Below are 19,752 nucleotides of genomic sequence, written 5' to 3' on the forward strand. Positions count from 1 at the left end.
TTTTATTATTTTATGGAAAATACACCTTTATATGTAATATTTAAATATTACGCCTGAAAACAAAATGCCTTATAATTAAATATACAAATATAAAGAGGTGATTCTACATATGCAACCCGCTACACAACTTTCTAATGAACAGAAATACTCTATGTCATGGGGACAATTTATTAGCTCCGTTGTATTCGCTTTTTTCGGAACCGGACTTATTACTGTGTTCCTCGCAATGCCCTTAACAATTTATACAGCCGGTCTTACAGATAAAAAACAAATTGCCCTGTATGAATCTATCGTAAATACTGCAAGTATTGTATTACAGCTAGCCGTGTTGTTATTCTTCATTTTTAAATTCGAACCCGCAAAAAAATTACTACTACAATCATTTAACTTTAAAGCACTGAGAGAATGGCGTACATACGTATACTTACTTCTTTTCTTCGCTATAAACATTTTACTCAATTACATCTTGTTAAATTATGTATTCCAAGACGCAACAAAGCAGCAATCTTCCGCACTAAACTTAGATGTCTTTAAGCAGTATCAAATATTATTACTTCTCGGCTTTGCAATACTCACACCAATTTTTGAAGAGCTTATTTTCCGTGGCTTTATACTTCGCTTTTTCTCAGAACGCTTTCCATTTTGGATTGCAGCGATTATAACAAGCTTCTTCTTCGGTATCGCTCATACATACTCACTTGGCGTAATGGTCATTACTTTCTTCATGGGATTATTAATGGCTATTTTATGTAAAAAAACAAAATCCATTATTCCAGCTATGTTATTTCATATTATGAATAATTTGTTGGCATTCTTGAATTAGAAAGAGGTATCCTCACGATACCTCTTTTATTAATTCTTATGATCACTTCTCATCTCTATCAATTTATACATATTTATTAATAATATCCAAAATAAACCTCATGTAGTAAAATATAACTTAATTCATATAAAGGAGTTTACATATGTTCAGTGTTATTTGGATGCTTTTCACGCCACTTCTCTTACTATGCGGGATTGCTGGTGGTATTTTTTTAATAGTAACAGGAATTAAATATCGGAAATTACTCGTTGGTTTAATGGGGCTACTTAGCCTATCCTTTGTCACACTACCTTTTGTTTTTTTAAGTATAGGAATTAATATGGATACAATCTTCCCCATTCCAACTGCTCTTTACTGGACCCTATTTTCTTTAACTGGATTATTAGCAGGGATAAGTGGATTCCAAGCAAAAATTAAAAGTATACGTAATATGGGATTCATTATTTTTACCATTGGAATATTAGGGGTTATCTTCTGGGTACTCATGTCTGTAGGTGTTTGATTCTATATATAACTTTTTTCGAAACCCACAAATCGGAGGTAATACAGAAATGTTCGGAATATTAATTTGGATGATTTTAGCTTTTACTTTAATGTTATGCGAATTCATCGTCGGCATTTTTTTAATTATTGCTGGTATGAAATGTCGTAAATCATTTACTATTATAGCTGGTTTAATTAGCATATCTCTTATCGTTGTTCCTATCATTTGTATAGGTTATGGAATAGACTTAGAGGGGATGATTCCAATTTCAGGAACTTTATATTGGGGTCTCTTCTCTTTAGCTGGACTATTAGCTATTATAAGCGGCAGACAAATATCAAGTATTCGTGCTATGGGAACAATTTTGTTTATAACAGGGCTGTGCTCCGTAGCTGGTTACCAGCTTTTATATTTAACTGCATAAAGAACACAAAAAAGCAGGGAATTTAATTCCCTGCTTTTCTATTTGGTTTATTGCCTGATGGTAAGAAGAACGATAACACCCAAGCGATACCTGCTAGTATCGTTGCGATTAAGAAGGCATCGTTAATACCGTTAATTGCAGATAGCTTTGAAATTTGTCCATATAATAGTTGTGTGCTCATCGCGTCTCCTGCTTGAGCTGATCCAGCTAAGGCCGCTAAACTTTGCCCCATGCCGTGTATTTTATCAACTAAAATTGGGTTTGATGTTGTTAACATGTTGCCGTAATCTGCTACGTGAGCAGTCGTTTGTTGCGTCATAAGTGTAATTAAAATCGCTGTTCCGATTGAACCCGCTACTTGTCTTGACGTATTTTGCGTTGCTGTACCGTGAGAAATTAATTTCATCGGCAGCGCGTTCATACCAGCCGTCATAATTGGCATCATAATGAATGACATACCAATTGAACGTATAATATAATCCGTCATAATAACGCTATACGGTGTATCCATCGATAATTTTGTAAATTCATATGTCGCATACGTCGTAATTGCCAATCCAATTATCGCTAATGGACGAATGCCATATTTATCGAATAATTTACCCGCTACTGGTCCCATGATCCCCATAATTAATGATCCTGGAAGAAGTAGTAAACCAGATTCAATTGGCGTAAAGCCACGAATGTTTTGCAGATATACTGGAAGCAATAACATACCTCCGAATAATGCCATCGTAACGATTGCGTTAATTACTAAAGTGAAAGTAAATACTGGATATTTAAATACTTGTAAATCAAGCATTTTATTGTCCGTTGTTAACTCTCTCCAAATAAATAACGCTAAACCAATTACACCAATGATAAGTGAAATAACAACTTCTGCACTAGTCCAACTATTATTTCCAGCTTCACTAAATCCGTACAATAAGCTTCCTAGTCCAATACTTGAACTAACCACACCGAATATATCTAATTTCGTTTTAGACACTGGCTGAGCTAGTGTAAAGAATTTTAAAGATAGGAACGTAATAATTAAACCGATAATAAACATCGCATAGAACATTAAGTTCCAGCTGTAATTTTCAATTACCCAACCTGTTACAGTTGGTCCGATAGCTGGTGCTAAAATCATTGCTACACCTAGTAATCCCATCGCCGCTCCGCGTTTATGAGGCGGGAATAACGTCATGAAGATATTCATACCAACCGGCATTAAAATACCCGCACCAACTGCTTGAATTACGCGACCTGTCATCATCATTGTAAAGTTTCCTGAAGTAGCACAAATGATAGATCCTACCGTAAAGAATAACATTGCTGCTACGAATAATTTACGATACGTAAATCGTGAAACTAAAAATGCACTAATCGGTACTAAAATACCATTTACAAGCATGAAGCCTGTAATTAACCATTGTGCTGTTGAAGTTGATACGTTAAATTCATTCATTAACGGAGGTAATGCAACGTTAATAATTGTTTGGTTTAAAATAGAAACGAACATGCCGAGAATTAATACAGCTACAACTGCTTTTACGTTCACATTCTCTACAGGCGTAGACATTTGTTTTTTCGGCACTTCTTTTTCTTGTTTTACTTCTTCTTGCTTTCCTGTTTCTAACTCAACTACATTAGAAATTTCCGATTCTTGCTTTCGTTCAATTTCTTTCTCTTCTGTTTCAACTTTACTTATTTCTATTTTACTTACGGCTGGGACTTGTTCTTCTCCCATTTTCGTTTTTTTCTTTCGTAAAAGACGATTTACAAGGAAGAAGACGATTATACAAAATAGTGCATATCCTGCAATTACAATTGAGGACATCTCATCTCCCCCTTACTTATGAATACGAACTGTCACATTCATGCCAGGAACAATATTTACTGATTTGCTATGATCTAAAGAAATTTTAACTGGTACTACTTGTGTTACTTTCGTATAGTTCGCTGTTGCGTTGCTTGATGGCAACATAGAGAATGTATTCGCTGTTGTTAAGCCAACTTGTTCTACTTTTCCTGTTAACGTTGTATCTGGGTATGCATCTACATACACATCTACATCTTGACCTTTTTGAACATCATCAACATCTGTTTCTTCAATGTTTGCTGTTACCCATAAATTGTTCATATCGAATGCGTAAGCAATCGGGCTACCAGCTCCAACGAAAGCATTTGTTGTTGCGTTTGATTGTACAACCGTTGCATTTTGTGGAATGGTTACATCTACTGTTTGTTCTCCATTAGCTGCCGCTACAGTAACAGTGCCTAGTTTATCGTTCTCATTATAATTTTTTCCTACTTCAGCTTTCCAGTCAGTTAGTTTACCTGCCACTGGTGAAGCAACCGGAATTACCTTCCCATCAATCTTTGCATTGTCTGTTTTTAAGTAATTTTCCGTTTGGTTGTAATAGTAATAACCGCCAATACCGCCGCCAACTAGTACAATTAATGTGATAATGTTGATAATTACCATTCTTCGAAACTGATTCATTGCATTCCTCTCCTTATATCGCATATAATTTTTTTCTAAACTATTTATGTCCTTATTGTTTAGATTGTTTAATTGTTAATTATATTAACCTTTTAACAAAAAAATCACACCATCTGCAGCGTAAATCGAAATTTATCTACCTGCGAGCGGTGCTGATTTCTGAAGGACTATCGTTTATAATTATAAATAATTATTTTGAATCTACAACCGACAATTTACGTATGAAATGTCGCTTAAACAACAATATAATACCAATATGTTGTTTAAGTATAGAAAATTAAACGAGGAGAAGAAAAATGTCTATTAAAAATACAAATGATCCACGTGTAAAGCGAACGAGACAACTCATTCAGGATGCTTTTGTCGCTTTAGTAGGCGAAAAAGGCTTTGAAAATGTAACTGTGCAACATATCGCAGAACGCGCTCCTGTAAATCGCGCTACATTTTATAGCCATTACCATGATAAATATGACCTATTAGACAAAAGTATTGAAGAAATGTTAGAGAAGCTAGCAGAAGTAATTAAACCGAAAAATAGAAATAAAGAAGATTTTCAACTTACATTTGATTCACCTCACCCTACATTTTTAGCTTTATTCGAACATATCGCAGAAAATGTAAACTTTTATAACGTTATGCTTGGGGATAAAGCTGCCGGAAACTACTCTTATAAAATGATGAAAACAATACAAGTGCATTTAACATTAAGCTTGTCTATTTCACAACCAGATGATGAAGATCTTATGGTTCCTCGTGATATTTTGATTAGTTATGTTACAGGGGCTCACATCGGAATGATTATGTCATGGTTAAAAAGAGGAATGATATATACTCCGCATTTTATGGCGATGCAATTAACTCGTTTAATTATTTTAGGCGCTCATACTGCAGCAGGATTAGAACGGCCTTTTTAAAACATAAAAAAGCGAAGGAGAATCTCCTTCGCTTTTTCTATTAATTAAATGTAATGTTATGTACAGCCTCTTTATCAAGACGTTTAATAACTTCTACAATTAACTTCACTGCATTTTCATAATCATCACGGTGTAACATTGCCGCATGAGAATGGATATAGCGCGTTGCAATTGTAATTGCCATAGAAGGAATACCATTTACAGCAATGTGAATCGCACCCGCATCCGTTCCTCCGCCCGCTACTGAATCATATTGATACGGGATTTGTAATTCATCAGCAACATCAACTACGAAATCACGTAAACCTGTATGTCCAATAACAGAAGCATCATATAAAATGATTTGTGGTCCATCGCCCATTTTACTTTGCGCTTCTTTTGACGTTACACCCGGTGTATCTCCAGCGATACCAACATCTACTGCGAACGCGATATCTGGTTTAATATAATTCGCAGATGTTTTTGCGCCACGAAGACCAACTTCTTCTTGTACAGTTCCAACGCCGTATACAACGTTTGGATGCTTTTCATCTTTTAATTGTTTTAATACGTCAATTGCAATTGCACAACCAATTCGGTTATCCCATGCTTTTGCAAGTAACATTTTTTCATTCTTCATCACTTGGAATTCAAAGTAAGGTACAACTTGATCTCCTGGTCGTACGCCCCACTCCATTGCTTCTTCTTGGCTAGAAGCACCGATATCGATGAACATGTCTTTAATTTCAACTGGCTTTTTACGAGCTTCTGGAGGTAAAATGTGCGGTGGTTTTGAACCAATTACACCTGTTACATCTCCTTTACGCGTTACAATCGTCACGCGTTGCGCAAGCATAACTTGTGACCACCAGCCACCAACCGTTTGGAAGCGAAGGAAACCTTTGTCATCGATTTGTGTAATCATAAATCCAACTTCATCCAAATGACCTGCAACCATAATTTTTGGGCCGTTTTCTTCCCCTACTTTTTTTGCAACTAAACTCCCTAAATTATCAGTAGAAAGTTCGTCCGCAAACGGCTCGATATATTTCTTCATTACTTCACGTGGTTCACGTTCGTTACCAGCAATACCACGTGCGTCCGTTAATTCTTTTAGCATTGTCAATGTCGCGTCTAATTTTGTCATTGCCAACACCCTCCTTTTTCTTCAGTCAATTCATTATACAATAATTAAATTGAAATATTCAAAAATTAAATTAGTATCCTTGTGTTTGACGCTGATGATTTACTTCATTTTTATCTAAATATGCTTTTTCAATCTCTTCTTGCTCAAATTCAAGTGCTTGTCCAAGTCGAAGATAGCTCGTAAATAATTCAATATAGTTTGTAATAGATGGTTGATCTGTAAAACGAATTACTTTCGCATATGTGTCTAAGAAAATTTCCACTTGTGTTTTATTCGTTTGTGCACATTTATAGAATAGGAAGTTTTTATCAATACCTAAATCAATTCCGATTGATAAAATAAAATGCAAACCATCTACGTATTCTTCTAATATTACTTCACGTTCCGAAGCTGGTTTGTTGCTCCAATATTTAAAACAACGTGTTTCATTTGCAAGTTCTCCAATTTCTACAAGAAGAGCTAACATTTTTTCTTTTAACAATTTTTTCGGTTGTAAGTCATGTTCTTTTGCAATACGGTCATCTAATTCTTTTTGTAATTTAAATAGTTGTAGTAAGTCCATTCTATTGTCCTCCTCCAACATCGCATTTTACGCAACAATGTTGTTTCATCTCAAAGTTCATTATTATGTTTCAGTTCTTATGAATAAGTCAGCTATCTAACTCTTTATAAAATAGCTTGTCCTTAATTTACAAATACGTTTCAGTCATCGCTCTTAAATTGTTCATCTGATGAAAGTTCCATATCATCTTTCCATTATAGCAGTGTCGTTTCGGCTAGGAAAGATACTCTTCTTTCCAAACGAGCAGAATTGAAAAAAGCCAGGAGTATTCTCCTGACTTCATATGTATATTCTTCTATACTGCTATAACTTTTATATTGATTTTGTCATATTGATAACGACATAGTCGTTAATCTTTAGAATTTCTTTCACTTCTAACTTCTATTTGAATACAAATAAAAAAACCTTAGAAGAAAATTCTTCTAAGGTTTCAACTAATTAATTAGTTAATGTTGTTTTTTGCAACTGTTGCTAATTCAGCGAAAGCTTTTTCGTCATGAACAGCTAAGTCAGCAAGCATCTTGCGGTTAACTTCGATGCCAGCATTTTTAAGACCGTGCATTAAGCGGCTGTAAGAAAGACCATTCATACGAGCTGCTGCGTTGATACGTGTAATCCATAATTTACGGAAGTCACGTTTCTTTTGACGGCGGTCACGGAATGCATACATTAGAGATTTCATAACCTGTTGGTTAGCAACCTTGAATAATGTATTTTTTGAACCGTAGTAACCTTTTGCTAATTTAATTACTTTTTTACGACGTTGACGAGTAACTGTACCACCTTTTACTCTTGGCATAATATTACCTCCTAATTGTTCTATATATCAGCCGAACTTATTTTAAGTTGTCAAGCATTTGACGAATGCGTTTGAAGTCACCAGCGCTTACTACACCAGCTTTACGTAGTTTACGTTTAGCTTTTGTAGATTTGTTAGCGAATAAATGGCTTGTGTAAGCGTGAGAACGTTTCAGTTTACCTGATCCAGTCTTTTTGAAACGCTTTGCAGCGCCGCGATGAGTTTTTTGTTTAGGCATAGGTATTTCCTCCTCTATCTATTACTTATCGTTTTTCGGTGCTAAAACTAAGAACATACTGCGTCCTTCCATTTTAGGCTTAGATTCAACTGTACTAACTTCAGCACAAGCTTCTGAGAAGCGATCTAAAACACGTTGACCGATTTCTTTATGAGTAATGGCACGTCCTTTAAAGCGAATTGACGCTTTAACCTTGTCGCCTTTCTCTAAAAACTTGATAGCATTACGAAGTTTTGTGTTAAAGTCGTGTTCATCAATTGTTGGACTTAAACGAACTTCTTTCATGCTAATTACTTTTTGATTTTTGCGCTGCTCTTTTTCTTTCTTCTGTTGCTCAAAGCGGAATTTACCGTAGTCCATAATGCGGCATACTGGCGGTTTCGCATTTGGAGCAACTAATACTAAATCAAGATTAAGATTTGCAGCTAAGTCTAAAGCGTCATTACGAGACTTGATTCCAAGTTGATCGCCATTTGCGCCAACTAAACGTACTTCACGTGCACGAATTTGCTCGTTAATCATCATATCCTTGCTAATAGTAAGCCACCTCCAAGGTTTTCTCAGAACATATTTTGTAGTCATAGAACCCGAACAAAAAAAGTGCGGGCATACGACACCCACACTTGTAAAATCTTAAGTAAGAAATACATTTACCTGTTAACTGCGAATGCGTCCATCAGGTGAGAAGCGGGTGCTTCTACTTGTTCCACAAAACAATATTCTATTATCCTTGATGAGTTTATCATAGGACATGACGTCTGTCAAGAAGACGCGATGTGTTTTACTAACAACAAGAAATATTGTAACAAACAACTAACATACTTGCAATACTTTTTTATGATAAGTGTCACATGGTTATTTTTTCTAATTTCTCTCGAATATATTACATAAAAAAGCCGCGGTATACCGCGGCTTTTTCTTATCGTTTTCCTTCTACTTTAATCATGTCAACAAAAGCATCTAATGCGATTGTTTCTGATTTTTGTTCACCATATTTACGTACGTTTACGCCGTTTTCAGTTACTTCATTGTCACCTACTACAAGCATGTACGGAATTTTTTGCATTTGTGCTTCACGGATTTTGTAACCGATCTTCTCTTCACGAGTGTCTAATTCAACACGGATACCAGCACGACGCAATTCGTCTTGTACTTTTTTCGCATAGTCTAAATGTACTTGCGGAGAAACTGGAATTACTTGTACTTGAACTGGAGCTAACCATGTTGGGAATGCACCTTTGTATTCTTCAATTAAGAAGGCTACAAAACGTTCCATAGTTGATACAACACCACGGTGAATTACAACTGGACGATGTTGTTTACCGTCTTCACCAACGTATGATAATTCAAAGCGTTCTGGAAGTAAGAAGTCTAATTGTACAGTTGAAAGTGTTTCGTCTTTTCCAAGAGCAGTACGAACTTGAACATCAAGTTTTGGACCGTAGAATGCCGCTTCACCTTCAGCTTCATAGTAATCAAGACCCATTTCATCCATAGCTTCTTTTAACATACCTTGTGCTTTTTCCCACATCTCATCATCCGCATAATACTTTTTAGTATCTGCTGGGTCGCGGTAAGATAGACGGAATGAGTAGTTCTCTAAACCGAAATCTTTGTACACTTCTAGAGTTAAGTTTACAACACGTTTTAACTCTTCTTTAATTTGATCTGGACGAACGAAAATGTGCGCATCGTTTAAAGTCATTCCGCGTACACGTTGTAATCCAGATAACGCACCTGACATTTCATAACGGTGCATTGTTCCAAGTTCTGCAATACGGATTGGTAATTCACGGTAGCTGTGAATATCATTTTTATAAACCATCATATGATGAGGACAGTTCATTGGACGAAGAACTAATTCTTCGTTATCCATTTCCATTGATGGGAACATGCCATCACGGTAGTGGTTCCAGTGACCAGAAGTTTCATAAAGCTCTCTGCTTCCTAGTACTGGAGTATATACGTGATCATAGCCTAAGCTTGCTTCTTTATCAACGATGTAACGCTCGATAATGCGGCGGATTGTTGCACCTTTTGGTAACCAAAGTGGTAAACCTTGTCCTACTTTTTGGCTATTAGTAAATAGTTTTAATTCTTTACCTAATTTACGGTGATCGCGCTCTTTCGCTTCTTCAAGCATACGTAAGTGCTCATCTAATTCTGCTTTCTTAACGAATGCAGTACCGTAAATACGTTGTAGCATTTTATTATTGCTATCACCGCGCCAGTAAGCACCTGCAACGCTTAATAATTTAAACACTTTAATTTTCCCTGTAGATGGAAGGTGAACACCACGACAAAGGTCGAAGAATTCGCCTTGCTCATAGATTGAAATAACTGCATCTTCTGGAAGATCGTTAATTAAATCTAATTTTAACTCATCGCCGATTTCTTCAAAGCGACGAATTGCTTCTGCACGTGGTACTTCATGACGAACGATTTCTAAGTTCTCGTTCACGATTTTTTGCATTTCTTTTTCGATTTTCTTGAAGTCTTCAACTGTAATTGCTTCTTCCATATCAATATCGTAGTAGAAGCCATTTTCAATTACTGGACCAATGCCAAGCTCAACCTTAACATCTTTATATAAACGTTTTAACGCTTGTGCTAAAAGGTGGGCTGTTGAATGGCGTAAAATATATAGGCCATCTTCAGAATCTAATGTAATGATAGAAACTGCACCATCTTCTTCGATTGGTGTAACAAGATCGATCATCTCATCGTTTAATTTTCCAGCTACAGCTTTTTTCTTTAAGCCTGGGCTAATAGAAGCTGCGATTTCTTCAGTTGTTACGCCTTTTGGAAACTCCTTCACAGCTCCATCAGGGAAAGTAATTTTAACTACATCTGCCATCACTGGTCACTCCTCTTTTTCTCAAAATAAAAAACACTCACCCCGTAAAAAGGGACGAGTGTTGAATTCGTGGTTCCACCCTTGTTCCAATTAACATAATTGTTAATTGCTCAAGTTCAACATAACGGTGTTGTCCGTTAGCAATTACTAGAAAAACCGTTCACTGCTAAAGTTTAGAGGTGGTAAGTAATAATCCCGTACTAGGAAGCTCACACCCTAAGGCTTCCCTCTCTGAAAATCGTAGAAAACTACTCATGTCCTCATCATGACATTTCAATATATTTCATTTATGTAGGTAATTATATGCTCAAAAACTTAGAAAATCAAGGGCGTTACCTTTATTTTTTAAATTTTTCACATTGCGCTCAAAATCATGTAATCCATGTAATTGGACCCGTTCTTGGAACACATTTCGCAAAGTAATAATCATATTATGGTCTTGTTCTTTCGTATATAAATAAATCTTTTTAGGCGAAATAGAAAGAAGCGGCGCAATTACTTTCGTATCAATATATACATCATTTTGCTTTAATAATTCCTCATCTATATATTGGACCAACTTCTCCTGTTTTAAACGTCTACCTTTATCATCATAAAAGATAAAGCTTTCATCAAAAATAAGATGCACGCAAGACAAACGTGATTTACGGCTACTTACTTGTTGCCGAAGCGTCTCAATGAACATTTGGTATTCTTGCTCCATCTTATATTCATCAATTGCCACTTCCGCAAGTTTAGCCACCATTTCCCTATATGTACGAAGACGAAAACGGATATATGATGAAAACGAGAATGAGAGCGGATCACAAAGCCAATTATTTAAAGAAGACTTAATATATGACTCAAATGCGTTACGCGTTAAATCCTGAGCTACACCTTTTCTTCTTCCCTTTAAAATCTCATGTGCCATGTGCAATATTTGATGACACTCTTCTTGTTCTTCATAAAAAAACTTTTCTTTTAAAATCGTATAAATCCACTCATTTTGTTTCACATTCACAATGAAATACACCATTACTGGCAATAAGATTTTTTCAATATAATTCGATTCACGTACTGGTATGTGAATCACCACTTTTTGTTCCTGTAAATACACACTCGTTTCCTTATATAACACTTCCGCTCTTTTCAGCAATTGTCTATATACGTGCATAGCATCATTTTTTTCTTCGAAGCAAATTTCAATCACTTTTGTCCCCCCTTTTATCCCCGCTCTAAAGGACTGTATCTATACGTTACAAATCCTATAAGAGTCCGTCCCGCGTGAAGTTCACTCTTAGTAGAATCACATTTCCTATCGTTAGAAAATCCACTCAATATGGCTTGCTAATTTTATATATATTAAGGGAGGGAGAAAAAAATGATACAAGCTACTATGAATTTTTATTGTATACTTTACTTATCAATAAAAGGGGGGTATCTGAATGTTTGAATATAAATTCGTAAAAGTCGAATTACATTGGGGGTTCACTCGCTCAAAACCAGCTGAAGACTACCAAGAAATTATTCAAGAACATGCTAGAGATGGCTGGAGGTTCGTACAGATTGTTGCCCCTACGATTGGCAGTTCTGGACAACCTGAATATTTCGACCTCATATTTGAAAAGAAAATATCACTATAATACAAAAGAGCAAGCTTCTCAGCTTGCTCTTTTACTTATGACGACGGTTTTTCCCACCAATTGGAATTGGTTTCGCTAAATATTTAATTCGTTCCATAATACGTGCTGCCTTCATTTCTTCAGCCTCACCACGCTGCGTATACGTTAAATGGTGTTCCAGTTGTTTAAAATCAAAATTAGACGTAAAGAACGTCGGTAAGTTTTCTAACATACGGAATTGCAAGATTGCACCAAGCACATCGTCACGCACAAAGCTTGACATCGCTTCTGCCCCGATATCGTCTAACATTAAAACTTGTACGCGTTTAACCGCATCAATCTTTTCACCAATCGAATTATCTTGAATTGAACTTTTAATTTCACGTAAAAATTCCGGGAAGTATACGAGCATCGAACTTATTTTCTTTCGAGCAAGCTCGTTCGCTATTGCTCCTAAAAGGTACGTTTTTCCTACACCAAATTTACCGTACAAATATAAACCTTGTGCTTTTTTACCTGGTTCATATGTACTTAAAAATTCATTCGCTGCACCAATTGCATCGATACGTGCATTTAAATCAGAAGGGTCTAAGTTTTCCATAGTTGCCTGCAAAATATCCGTTGGCATATATACACTTTGAACGAGTTTTTCATATTTCTTTCTCTCGTCATGCGCTACTTTTCTAACGCAGCGATCGTATTGAATATCAATCATCTTCCCTTGAATAACAAGCTTTGGCTCATAACCTTGCAGCATATTTTTACATGAACCTAAATCCGGACAATCCACGCAACCTACACTTTGTCCAATATATTCATATAACTTCACAAGACTGCGCTCAATCATAGAAGTCGTTACTTCACCCTTATGTTCGTCTATAAATTCTTTCACACGCGGATGCGCCATTACTTCTGCCTTTAATACTTCATATCTATTTTTAAAGTTTTCATTTTCCATTAATTTTGCAAACGAATTTTGAATATGCTCCATTTTCTCACCTCAAAGAGCGTTCATTCTCTTCTATTAATCACGCTTATATTTTTTTAACACTTCTTCTAGTCGTTTTCTTTCATCTTCTAGCGTACTTGCATTTTTTTCTACACTTATATCTTTCTTCTCTGTTTCTTTCTCTTGTTCTTTCGGCTCTTCTTCCTTAAGCCAATCTGGCACCATTTCTTTCCGCACCGTTTTCTTCGCCGTACGGCCTTTTTTCTTCGTCTCAGCCCACTCTTGATATTGACGGTTCTCTTCTTTCGCTAACGCCATCGCGTCCGCTACTGTACCGACCTTTTTACGTGCCCAATGCCCAGCAATCTTCTCGACATACGTTTTCGCAAGTTTCATATCTGAGCGTAGCATAACGTAATAAATAAGTACATTCACAACTCCTGGTGTCAATTTTTGATTAATCATGACATCTTCAACGATCTGCAAGTCCGCTTTCGTTGCCTCTGCACCACCAGAAATCTCTTTCAATAGTTGTTTTGGCGAGATTTCCTCTAGCTGCTTTATTAGCATCTCCTCTTGCGATGAAGGCTCTTTCTCTTTCATCGTACGTGCAGCATGAGGCTGTACTCTTTCACTTAATACCGGTAATGCTTGACCATTTTCAAATTGATACCAATCGCGCGCTCCTTTTCTAAGCCTTTCCGTATCAATTGTTTGCATCTCTGTCACTGCACCAAGAACGATATTTTGCATCGATAACACATCTACACCATACACGTAAGCAAGTGTTATAACGCAGTCTCTCACTTGATCTGTAATCGCCTTTTTAGGAACAAGAGCGGACAATCCATCTACAAATAAAGAGAAATCAAAGAAATCATTCCAAACTTTCGGAGCGTCTCCTTTCTCGTTACTTGGCATAGTTGTCGTTTTTGGAATACGAAGGTCTTCTTGCGCATGCTCAAGCTGTCCTGGATTAAACGAACCAAACACATCATTGAAAGAACGCGTAACATTTTCATAAGAAGCAAAATCAAATTCTTCTTCTAAGAAATATTGCTTTACTTGATTATATTTTGTCCGGCTCAATCGATTGTATAAAAAGATACTTAAAACAATATCATCAAAAAACTGCTTCGGAGATAAAGGTGGTTGCAACTCATATATGAACATTCGAATATCTTTTTCTTTCTTAATATATACCTTCAATAGCCCAATTGCCTCTAACTTTACTCGTTCTTCATATATTTCAGGAAGTTGCATTTGCATAGTCACCATAAGGAAATGATGCGTATTCTCTTTTCCAAATACACGATCTTGCTCTAGCTCTCCCCATAGTGTCATGTATAAGCTAAAAGCTCTACTACCTATTAACGGCTGATACAACATCGTTAACACTTTTCGGTCGTAATTGTGCAGTAGCCCTTTCGCACTTACTTTATAACGATCAATCGGCAATAGCTCCATCCATGACTGTTTTTCCATTCTTGCTTTTCCTTTCTCTCATCCAATCTATCCTCTACTTCATTCGTTCTATCTTCATTATATAAATTCTTAGTGAAAAAGAGCTATTAGCTTGCGCTTCTAGCTCTCTTATCCTATTACTTACGGTATGTAAAGAGAATAAAATACAACTTCTACTCTCTTTCTTTTTGCAGTATATCTTTTAATTCTTCAATAAATACATTTAAATCTTTAAATTGACGATATACAGAAGCAAAACGTACGTAAGCAACATCATCAATATCGCGAAGTTCTTCCATGACAATTTCACCAATCATATCACTTTTCACTTCTGATATACCTAAATTACGCAGTTCACGTTCCACGCTTTGTGTTACTTCTTCTAATTGTCTTAAAGATACTGGTCTTTTTTCACACGCTTTAATTAAACCACGTAAAATCTTTTCTTTATTAAACTCTTCTCGTGTGCCTTCTTTTTTTACAACGATAAGAGGTGACTCTTCTACCCTTTCAAAGGTCGTAAAGCGACTTAAGCAGCTTTCACACTCTCTCCTTCTTCGAATAGAGCGCCCCTCGTCTACCGGACGCGAATCTAACACTCTTGTACCATTATGAGAACAGGATGGACAACGCAATACATTCACTCCTTTACACTATACTCTTTATTTTTCTCTACTCACTTCACCTAAAATATATATACAATATTATATAACTCATTCTAACTCTCTTACCACTTTAAGTTTCAGCGCATCACTTTATCATCTCATCCTTAAAAATAAGATGGTATATAGAGCACTACCTCATTTGCAAGAATCCAATTTATTCAACTAACGAGTACGTTATATTTTTCCTTTTTTATAAACTAAAAAAGAGGTGCATTATACACCTCTTTACATTTTAAATCAATTATGTTCTTTTTTAAAGAGCTTTTGTTTCTCTCTGCTTAATTTCGAAGCTACCAGTGCCTCGAGGAAGCTCGATGCTCTCACGCGTTTTCGCGTTTAAACCTTCTGCAATATATTCTGCAGCAACATTTGGATCAATACGATCCCCACAAGTATAAACATCAATACTCGCGTAACCGTGCTCCGGAAAGCTATGAATTGTTAAATGTGATTCTGAGATAATTACTACTCCACTTACACCTTGTGGTGCAAATTTATGGAAAGCAACCTCACGCACTTCAGCACCAGCTCTTAGTGCTGCATCCACAAATAATTGTTCAATATACGGCATGTCATTAAGCTTGTCGAAATCGCAATCCCAAAGTTCAGCGATTACGTGACGACCCATCGTATCCATAGTATCCATTCTACAGTTCCCCCTTGTAAATTTATTCTAACTGTTCGAATTGAAAACTAATTTGCAATTTGGCTTGCTCCACTACCACGGGGGAAAGTTAGTCCAGAGAGGTCCTAACCCTTTAAGTAGTGACTACGTACCTCAGCTCTTAAGTTTACGAGTGTTAGTATACTTTGTTTATTTTCATTTTGCAACAACAGTTTTTTCGATTTTCTGTCATATTTTCCTCTTTACTTTTCCCTAAAAAAAATAAACGATTCACAAATGCAGTAATCACAACGTTTCGTGGTATGTCCACTTTTTAAAATATACTTATATAATTTTTTCCTTTTCAGAAAAAATTAAAAAAAGAGGGCAAATATTGCCTTGCCCTCTCCTCCCTTATTCACTTAAATGTGTTGCACATTTTCTTGTTTCGCTAACTCTTCAACAACTAACGTTACAAGATCTACAACACGACGAGAATAGCCCCACTCGTTATCATACCAAGCAAGTACTTTCACTTTACGATCACCCATTACCATTGTAGATAAACCATCGATAATAGCTGAATGTGTATTTGTATTAAAGTCGATAGATACTAAAGGCTCTTCGCTGAATTCTACAATACCTTTTAAAGCACCGTTTGCAACAGTTTTGAATGCATCGTTAATAGCTTCTACTGTCACATCGCGTTTTACATCTACTACCAAGTCAACAAGAGACACGTTTGGTGTTGGTACACGAAGTGCCATACCATGAAGTTTTCCGTTTAAATGTGGAAGAACTTTTGCTAGCGCTTTCGCAGCACCTGTCGTTGTCGGAATGATTGATTGTCCGCAAGCACGTGCTCTTCTTAAATCTTTATGTGGGTTATCAATATTTTTTTGGTCATTTGTATAAGCGTGAACCGTCGTCATTAAACCGTTCTCAATTCCAAACTGCTCATCTAACACCTTCACAACAGGCGCTAAACAATTTGTTGTACAAGATGCATTTGAAATAACAGTATGTTTTGTAATATCTAATTGGTCTTCGTTCACACCAACTACAATTGTTACATCTTCATTTTTACCAGGCGCTGTTAAAATAACTTTTTTCGCTCCAGCTTCAACGTGAAGAATTGCTTTTTCTTTTGAATTAAATTTACCAGTTGCTTCAATTACAACTTCAACACCTAAATCTGTCCAAGGCAATTCCTTTGGATCGCGGTTGTTTAAAAGGCGAATCATTTTTCCATCAACTAATAAGTGATCTTCAAATGCTTCTACTGTTCCGTCAAACTTGCCATGAACTGTATCATATTTAATTAAGTGTGCTAACGTTTCAGATGGATAGCTTGCATTGATTGCTACAATTTCGAATGCGCTTTCTTTTATTGCTTGACGAAATACCATTCTCCCAATACGTCCAAATCCATTAATTGCCACACGAGTCATAATATGTTATCCCCCTTGAATGCGTTATACTATTTATCTCCAATCCCAATAATAGTATAACACAAAAAGGAGATATGTCACTAAGCATTTTCATTAATTTCACAATTTTTTAGTCAATAATGTTCCAATTCCTTAAAATTACCTGCAATTGTGTTTTCGTTCCCATAATTGTGCCATCATTATTTATCACTTCATCTGCATTTTTCACTTTTTCTTCTAACGGCATTTGAGATTGAATACGAGCTGTTGCTTCTTCTTCTGAAAAGTTATTTCGTTTCATCAAACGTTCTAATTGCGTATGCGGCTTAACCGCTACAACTAAAATGCGGTCAACGAGACTTGTTAATTTGCTTTCAAATAAGAGAGGAATATCTAACACAACCGCTTGCATACCTTCTTTTATGTACATTTCCTTTTGCCTATTCATTTCCTCACGTACTGCAGGATGAACAATTTTATTTAACTGCAATCGTTTTTCTTCATTATAGAAAACGACACTTCCTAGTTTTGGACGATCTAGTTCTCCATCTTCTTGTAACACTTCCGTTCCAAATACTTCTACTATTTTGTTATATGCTGGTTTTCCTCGCTCTACAACTTCTCGTGCAATAATATCTGCATCAATCACTGGTATACTCAGTTCACGAAACATTTGAGATACTGTACTTTTTCCGCTTGCAATGCCTCCTGTTAATCCAATTACTACTGTCATCATAATCCTCCTCATAATAAAAGGCGCGAAACTAATGTTCCACGCCCATACTTACATTTTCCAAATTCCAATAATAATGAGTAATACTCCAGGCAGGAATGTAAATTTTTGTAACCACTTCATATTCGATAAAACCGTTCCAAGTTTCATTCCAATAAATAAAAACAAAGAACTCATAATTGCAACTAATATCGCCATCATAGCGGGTGTATACCCTAATAAAGATGCACCAATTCCGGCACCAAATGAGTCTACAGAAAGAGCGATACCAAGAAGCAATGCTTCTCCTGCAGAAATGGTGCCTGATTTATCAAAATCTGCTACAGTCGGTTTCCGTAAAATTTGAATCACTAGCCCTAGCGAGGCAATCTCTAATTTCCAGACCTTCTCCTCTTGCTTCGGTTCTTCTTTTTTCTCACTTCGAAAAAATTGATATAATACCCAAATCCCTATTCCAATAAGAACAAGCCCACCGATACGCGTTGCGATAACAGGTGAAAATACTTTCGCGATCATATGTCCAATTCCCATTGAAACAAGCATAACAGCCGCTGAACACATTCCGATAATTATAATTGATCTTAGTGGAATTCTTACGCTTCTTAAACCATATGTTAGCCCTACACTACAGCTATCCAAGCTTAATGTAAAAGCTAATAAAATAAGAGATAAATAAAGGTACATCGGTAAGCTCCTCCCTTATACATAGCTCTGCTGTATGTATATGACAAATGCCTATCCGATGTTATCTCTTTTCTATATTCTAGGCTGACAAATTGGGCAGTAATGCGTTCCTCGCCCGCCAACAACTGTTTTTTCTAATATCGTACCGCAAGTTACACACGGTTCTCCTTTTTTTCCGTATACATTTAGGAGTTCTTGGAACGAACCAATTTGCCCTTGTGAGTTGATATACGTTCGAATTGTACTTCCGCCACGCTTCACCGCTTCGCTTAGCGTTGTAACGGTAGCCTCATAAATTCGCTCAATTTCTTCTACTGTTAAAGACGACGCTTCTCGTTCAGGATGAATTTGAGAACGGAATAAAACTTCATCTACATATATATTTCCAAGCCCTACTAAAAGACGCTGGTCCAATAGCACAACTTTTATTTTACGATTCGTCTTTTTCAATCTTTCTTGTAAATACTGCGTTGTCAATTCCGCATCAAATGGCTCCGGACCTAAGTCAGCAAGAGGCATTTGGTTCATTTCTTCACCTTTCTTAAAGAGATGCATCGTACCAAATTTTCTCACATCTTTATAATGTAATTCCGTTCCATCTGTAAATAAGAAACGGACGTGCGTATGTTTATCGATCAGCTCATCCTCTTGATGTAGTAAAAACTTACCTTCCATACGCAAATGTGAAACAATAACATAATTTGTTACATATAGAAGCAAAAACTTACCCCTTCGCTTTATATTTTCAATCTTCTCGCCTTTTAGCATTTCTTTAAAAATTTCTGCATCATCTGGTCGTTTCACTATTTTTGGATAAGTAACAATAACATCTTCAATCGTTTTTCCTGTTACAAGATTTTCAAGTGTCCGTCTGACATTTTCAACCTCTGGTAATTCAGGCATTTCA

The 19,752-nt window shown here is 36.2% G+C and carries 22 protein-coding genes and 2 other annotated features; of the genes, 5 read left to right on the forward strand and 17 right to left on the reverse strand.

Going from position 1 to position 19,752, the window contains the following annotated elements; genetic code table 11:
• Positions 1-109: 109 nt before the first annotated feature.
• From MKY21_RS22925 to MKY21_RS22935, 3 genes are all read left to right on the forward strand, one after another.
• Positions 110-823, forward strand: coding sequence for a CPBP family intramembrane glutamic endopeptidase (locus tag MKY21_RS22925; protein WP_001182122.1), 714 nt, complete (start codon positions 110-112; stop codon positions 821-823).
• A 142-nt stretch (positions 824-965) separates the two neighbouring features.
• Complete coding sequence (locus MKY21_RS22930) at positions 966-1,325, forward strand: hypothetical protein (protein ID WP_016118702.1); 360 nt, start codon at positions 966-968, stop codon at positions 1,323-1,325.
• 49 nt (positions 1,326-1,374) lie between these two features.
• Positions 1,375-1,731 carry a hypothetical protein gene (locus tag MKY21_RS22935; RefSeq protein ID WP_016118703.1) on the forward strand — a complete coding sequence of 119 codons (357 nt, stop codon included), beginning with the start codon at positions 1,375-1,377 and terminating at the stop codon, positions 1,729-1,731.
• A 22-nt stretch (positions 1,732-1,753) separates the two neighbouring features.
• Here MKY21_RS22935 and MKY21_RS22940 read toward each other — a convergent pair whose 3' ends face one another.
• Together MKY21_RS22940 and MKY21_RS22945 are read right to left on the reverse strand one after the other, a co-directional pair.
• On the reverse strand, positions 1,754-3,553 hold the full coding sequence (locus tag MKY21_RS22940; protein WP_000095271.1) for a DHA2 family efflux MFS transporter permease subunit: 1,800 nt from the start codon (positions 3,551-3,553) through the stop codon (positions 1,754-1,756).
• Positions 3,554-3,565: 12 nt separating this feature from the next.
• A complete protein-coding gene (locus MKY21_RS22945; protein ID WP_001071419.1) occupies positions 3,566-4,219 on the reverse strand; it encodes an HlyD family secretion protein in 654 nt (217 codons plus the stop codon).
• Between the two features lie 296 nt (positions 4,220-4,515).
• On the opposite strand from MKY21_RS22945, the gene MKY21_RS22950 reads away from it, so the two are divergent.
• Positions 4,516-5,133: a TetR/AcrR family transcriptional regulator gene (locus MKY21_RS22950; RefSeq protein WP_000023661.1), complete on the forward strand. Its 618-nt coding sequence runs from the start codon at positions 4,516-4,518 to the stop codon at positions 5,131-5,133.
• Between the two features lie 40 nt (positions 5,134-5,173).
• On the opposite strand, the gene MKY21_RS22955 is transcribed toward MKY21_RS22950, so the two are convergent.
• The 7 genes from MKY21_RS22955 to ytxC form a co-directional block, all read right to left on the reverse strand.
• Entirely contained in the window at positions 5,174-6,259 is a 1,086-nt protein-coding gene (locus MKY21_RS22955) for a M42 family metallopeptidase (RefSeq protein ID WP_000163555.1), read from the reverse strand.
• A gap of 70 nt (positions 6,260-6,329) precedes the next feature.
• Positions 6,330-6,821, reverse strand: coding sequence for a dUTP diphosphatase (locus MKY21_RS22960; RefSeq protein WP_000365050.1), 492 nt, complete (start codon positions 6,819-6,821; stop codon positions 6,330-6,332).
• Positions 6,822-7,263: 442 nt separating this feature from the next.
• A complete protein-coding gene (rplT, locus tag MKY21_RS22965) occupies positions 7,264-7,620 on the reverse strand; it encodes a 50S ribosomal protein L20 (RefSeq protein ID WP_001138362.1) in 357 nt (118 codons plus the stop codon).
• Positions 7,621-7,657: 37 nt separating this feature from the next.
• On the reverse strand, positions 7,658-7,858 hold the full coding sequence (rpmI, locus tag MKY21_RS22970) for a 50S ribosomal protein L35 (RefSeq protein WP_001125945.1): 201 nt from the start codon (positions 7,856-7,858) through the stop codon (positions 7,658-7,660).
• Positions 7,859-7,879: 21 nt separating this feature from the next.
• Positions 7,880-8,383: a translation initiation factor IF-3 gene (infC, locus tag MKY21_RS22975; protein WP_000973215.1), complete on the reverse strand. Its 504-nt coding sequence runs from the start codon at positions 8,381-8,383 to the stop codon at positions 7,880-7,882.
• Positions 8,384-8,446: 63 nt separating this feature from the next.
• Positions 8,447-8,567, reverse strand: a sequence feature (ribosomal protein L20 leader region).
• Positions 8,568-8,777: 210 nt separating this feature from the next.
• On the reverse strand, positions 8,778-10,715 hold the full coding sequence (thrS, locus tag MKY21_RS22980) for a threonine--tRNA ligase (RefSeq protein ID WP_000786083.1): 1,938 nt from the start codon (positions 10,713-10,715) through the stop codon (positions 8,778-8,780).
• A 47-nt stretch (positions 10,716-10,762) separates the two neighbouring features.
• Positions 10,763-10,991, reverse strand: a binding site (T-box leader).
• A 31-nt stretch (positions 10,992-11,022) separates the two neighbouring features.
• The gene (ytxC, locus tag MKY21_RS22985) at positions 11,023-11,904 is read right to left on the reverse strand and encodes a putative sporulation protein YtxC (RefSeq protein WP_000569629.1); all 882 of its coding nucleotides are present in this window, start codon (positions 11,902-11,904) and stop codon (positions 11,023-11,025) included.
• A gap of 235 nt (positions 11,905-12,139) precedes the next feature.
• Between ytxC and MKY21_RS22990 the strand changes: the two genes are divergently transcribed.
• Positions 12,140-12,337, forward strand: coding sequence for a DUF4177 domain-containing protein (locus MKY21_RS22990; RefSeq protein WP_000464457.1), 198 nt, complete (start codon positions 12,140-12,142; stop codon positions 12,335-12,337).
• A gap of 31 nt (positions 12,338-12,368) precedes the next feature.
• Here the strand turns inward: MKY21_RS22990 and dnaI are convergent, their stop codons facing one another.
• From dnaI to mutM, 8 genes are all read right to left on the reverse strand, one after another.
• Positions 12,369-13,307 (reverse strand): primosomal protein DnaI, encoded by a 939-nt coding sequence (gene dnaI, locus MKY21_RS22995; RefSeq protein ID WP_000400104.1) that lies wholly within the window; start codon positions 13,305-13,307, stop codon positions 12,369-12,371.
• A 33-nt stretch (positions 13,308-13,340) separates the two neighbouring features.
• Complete coding sequence (locus MKY21_RS23000) at positions 13,341-14,750, reverse strand: replication initiation and membrane attachment family protein (protein WP_016118704.1); 1,410 nt, start codon at positions 14,748-14,750, stop codon at positions 13,341-13,343.
• A 152-nt stretch (positions 14,751-14,902) separates the two neighbouring features.
• Positions 14,903-15,364 carry a transcriptional regulator NrdR gene (gene nrdR / locus MKY21_RS23005; RefSeq protein WP_001203687.1) on the reverse strand — a complete coding sequence of 154 codons (462 nt, stop codon included), beginning with the start codon at positions 15,362-15,364 and terminating at the stop codon, positions 14,903-14,905.
• Between the two features lie 283 nt (positions 15,365-15,647).
• The gene (gene speD, locus MKY21_RS23010; RefSeq protein WP_002003660.1) at positions 15,648-16,031 is read right to left on the reverse strand and encodes an adenosylmethionine decarboxylase; all 384 of its coding nucleotides are present in this window, start codon (positions 16,029-16,031) and stop codon (positions 15,648-15,650) included.
• Positions 16,032-16,420: 389 nt separating this feature from the next.
• A complete protein-coding gene (locus MKY21_RS23015) occupies positions 16,421-17,449 on the reverse strand; it encodes a glyceraldehyde-3-phosphate dehydrogenase (RefSeq protein ID WP_000198974.1) in 1,029 nt (342 codons plus the stop codon).
• 109 nt (positions 17,450-17,558) lie between these two features.
• The gene (coaE, locus tag MKY21_RS23020) at positions 17,559-18,161 is read right to left on the reverse strand and encodes a dephospho-CoA kinase (RefSeq protein WP_044796476.1); all 603 of its coding nucleotides are present in this window, start codon (positions 18,159-18,161) and stop codon (positions 17,559-17,561) included.
• A gap of 51 nt (positions 18,162-18,212) precedes the next feature.
• A complete protein-coding gene (ytaF, locus tag MKY21_RS23025) occupies positions 18,213-18,845 on the reverse strand; it encodes a sporulation membrane protein YtaF (RefSeq protein WP_016118705.1) in 633 nt (210 codons plus the stop codon).
• A 72-nt stretch (positions 18,846-18,917) separates the two neighbouring features.
• The gene (mutM, locus tag MKY21_RS23030) at positions 18,918-19,748 is read right to left on the reverse strand and encodes a DNA-formamidopyrimidine glycosylase (protein ID WP_016118706.1); all 831 of its coding nucleotides are present in this window, start codon (positions 19,746-19,748) and stop codon (positions 18,918-18,920) included.
• Positions 19,749-19,752 lie beyond the last annotated feature (4 nt).

The sequence above is a fragment of the Bacillus sp. FSL R9-9497 genome (genome assembly GCF_038005805.1).
GTDB classification, from domain to species: domain Bacteria; phylum Bacillota; class Bacilli; order Bacillales; family Bacillaceae_G; genus Bacillus_A; species Bacillus_A cereus.

Bases quoted from the DNA above. Each gene is read 5' to 3' on its own strand.
- MKY21_RS22925 (WP_001182122.1), top strand. From the start codon at position 110: ATGCAACCCGCTACACAACTTTCTAATGAACAGAAATACTCTATGTCA.
- MKY21_RS22930 (WP_016118702.1), top strand. From the start codon at position 966: ATGTTCAGTGTTATTTGGATGCTTTTCACGCCACTTCTCTTACTATGC.
- MKY21_RS22935 (WP_016118703.1), top strand. From the start codon at position 1,375: ATGTTCGGAATATTAATTTGGATGATTTTAGCTTTTACTTTAATGTTA.
- MKY21_RS22940 (WP_000095271.1), bottom strand. From the start codon at position 3,553: ATGTCCTCAATTGTAATTGCAGGATATGCACTATTTTGTATAATCGTC.
- MKY21_RS22945 (WP_001071419.1), bottom strand. From the start codon at position 4,219: ATGAATCAGTTTCGAAGAATGGTAATTATCAACATTATCACATTAATT.
- MKY21_RS22950 (WP_000023661.1), top strand. From the start codon at position 4,516: ATGTCTATTAAAAATACAAATGATCCACGTGTAAAGCGAACGAGACAA.
- MKY21_RS22955 (WP_000163555.1), bottom strand. From the start codon at position 6,259: ATGACAAAATTAGACGCGACATTGACAATGCTAAAAGAATTAACGGAC.
- MKY21_RS22960 (WP_000365050.1), bottom strand. From the start codon at position 6,821: ATGGACTTACTACAACTATTTAAATTACAAAAAGAATTAGATGACCGT.
- rplT (WP_001138362.1), bottom strand. From the start codon at position 7,620: ATGCCAAGAGTAAAAGGTGGTACAGTTACTCGTCAACGTCGTAAAAAA.
- rpmI (WP_001125945.1), bottom strand. From the start codon at position 7,858: ATGCCTAAACAAAAAACTCATCGCGGCGCTGCAAAGCGTTTCAAAAAG.
- infC (WP_000973215.1), bottom strand. From the start codon at position 8,383: ATGATGATTAACGAGCAAATTCGTGCACGTGAAGTACGTTTAGTTGGC.
- thrS (WP_000786083.1), bottom strand. From the start codon at position 10,715: ATGGCAGATGTAGTTAAAATTACTTTCCCTGATGGAGCTGTGAAGGAG.
- MKY21_RS22990 (WP_000464457.1), top strand. From the start codon at position 12,140: ATGTTTGAATATAAATTCGTAAAAGTCGAATTACATTGGGGGTTCACT.
- dnaI (WP_000400104.1), bottom strand. From the start codon at position 13,307: ATGGAGCATATTCAAAATTCGTTTGCAAAATTAATGGAAAATGAAAAC.
- MKY21_RS23000 (WP_016118704.1), bottom strand. From the start codon at position 14,750: ATGGAAAAACAGTCATGGATGGAGCTATTGCCGATTGATCGTTATAAA.
- speD (WP_002003660.1), bottom strand. From the start codon at position 16,031: ATGGATACGATGGGTCGTCACGTAATCGCTGAACTTTGGGATTGCGAT.
- MKY21_RS23015 (WP_000198974.1), bottom strand. From the start codon at position 17,449: ATGACTCGTGTGGCAATTAATGGATTTGGACGTATTGGGAGAATGGTA.
- coaE (WP_044796476.1), bottom strand. From the start codon at position 18,161: ATGACAGTAGTAATTGGATTAACAGGAGGCATTGCAAGCGGAAAAAGT.
- ytaF (WP_016118705.1), bottom strand. From the start codon at position 18,845: ATGTACCTTTATTTATCTCTTATTTTATTAGCTTTTACATTAAGCTTG.
- mutM (WP_016118706.1), bottom strand. From the start codon at position 19,748: ATGCCTGAATTACCAGAGGTTGAAAATGTCAGACGGACACTTGAAAAT.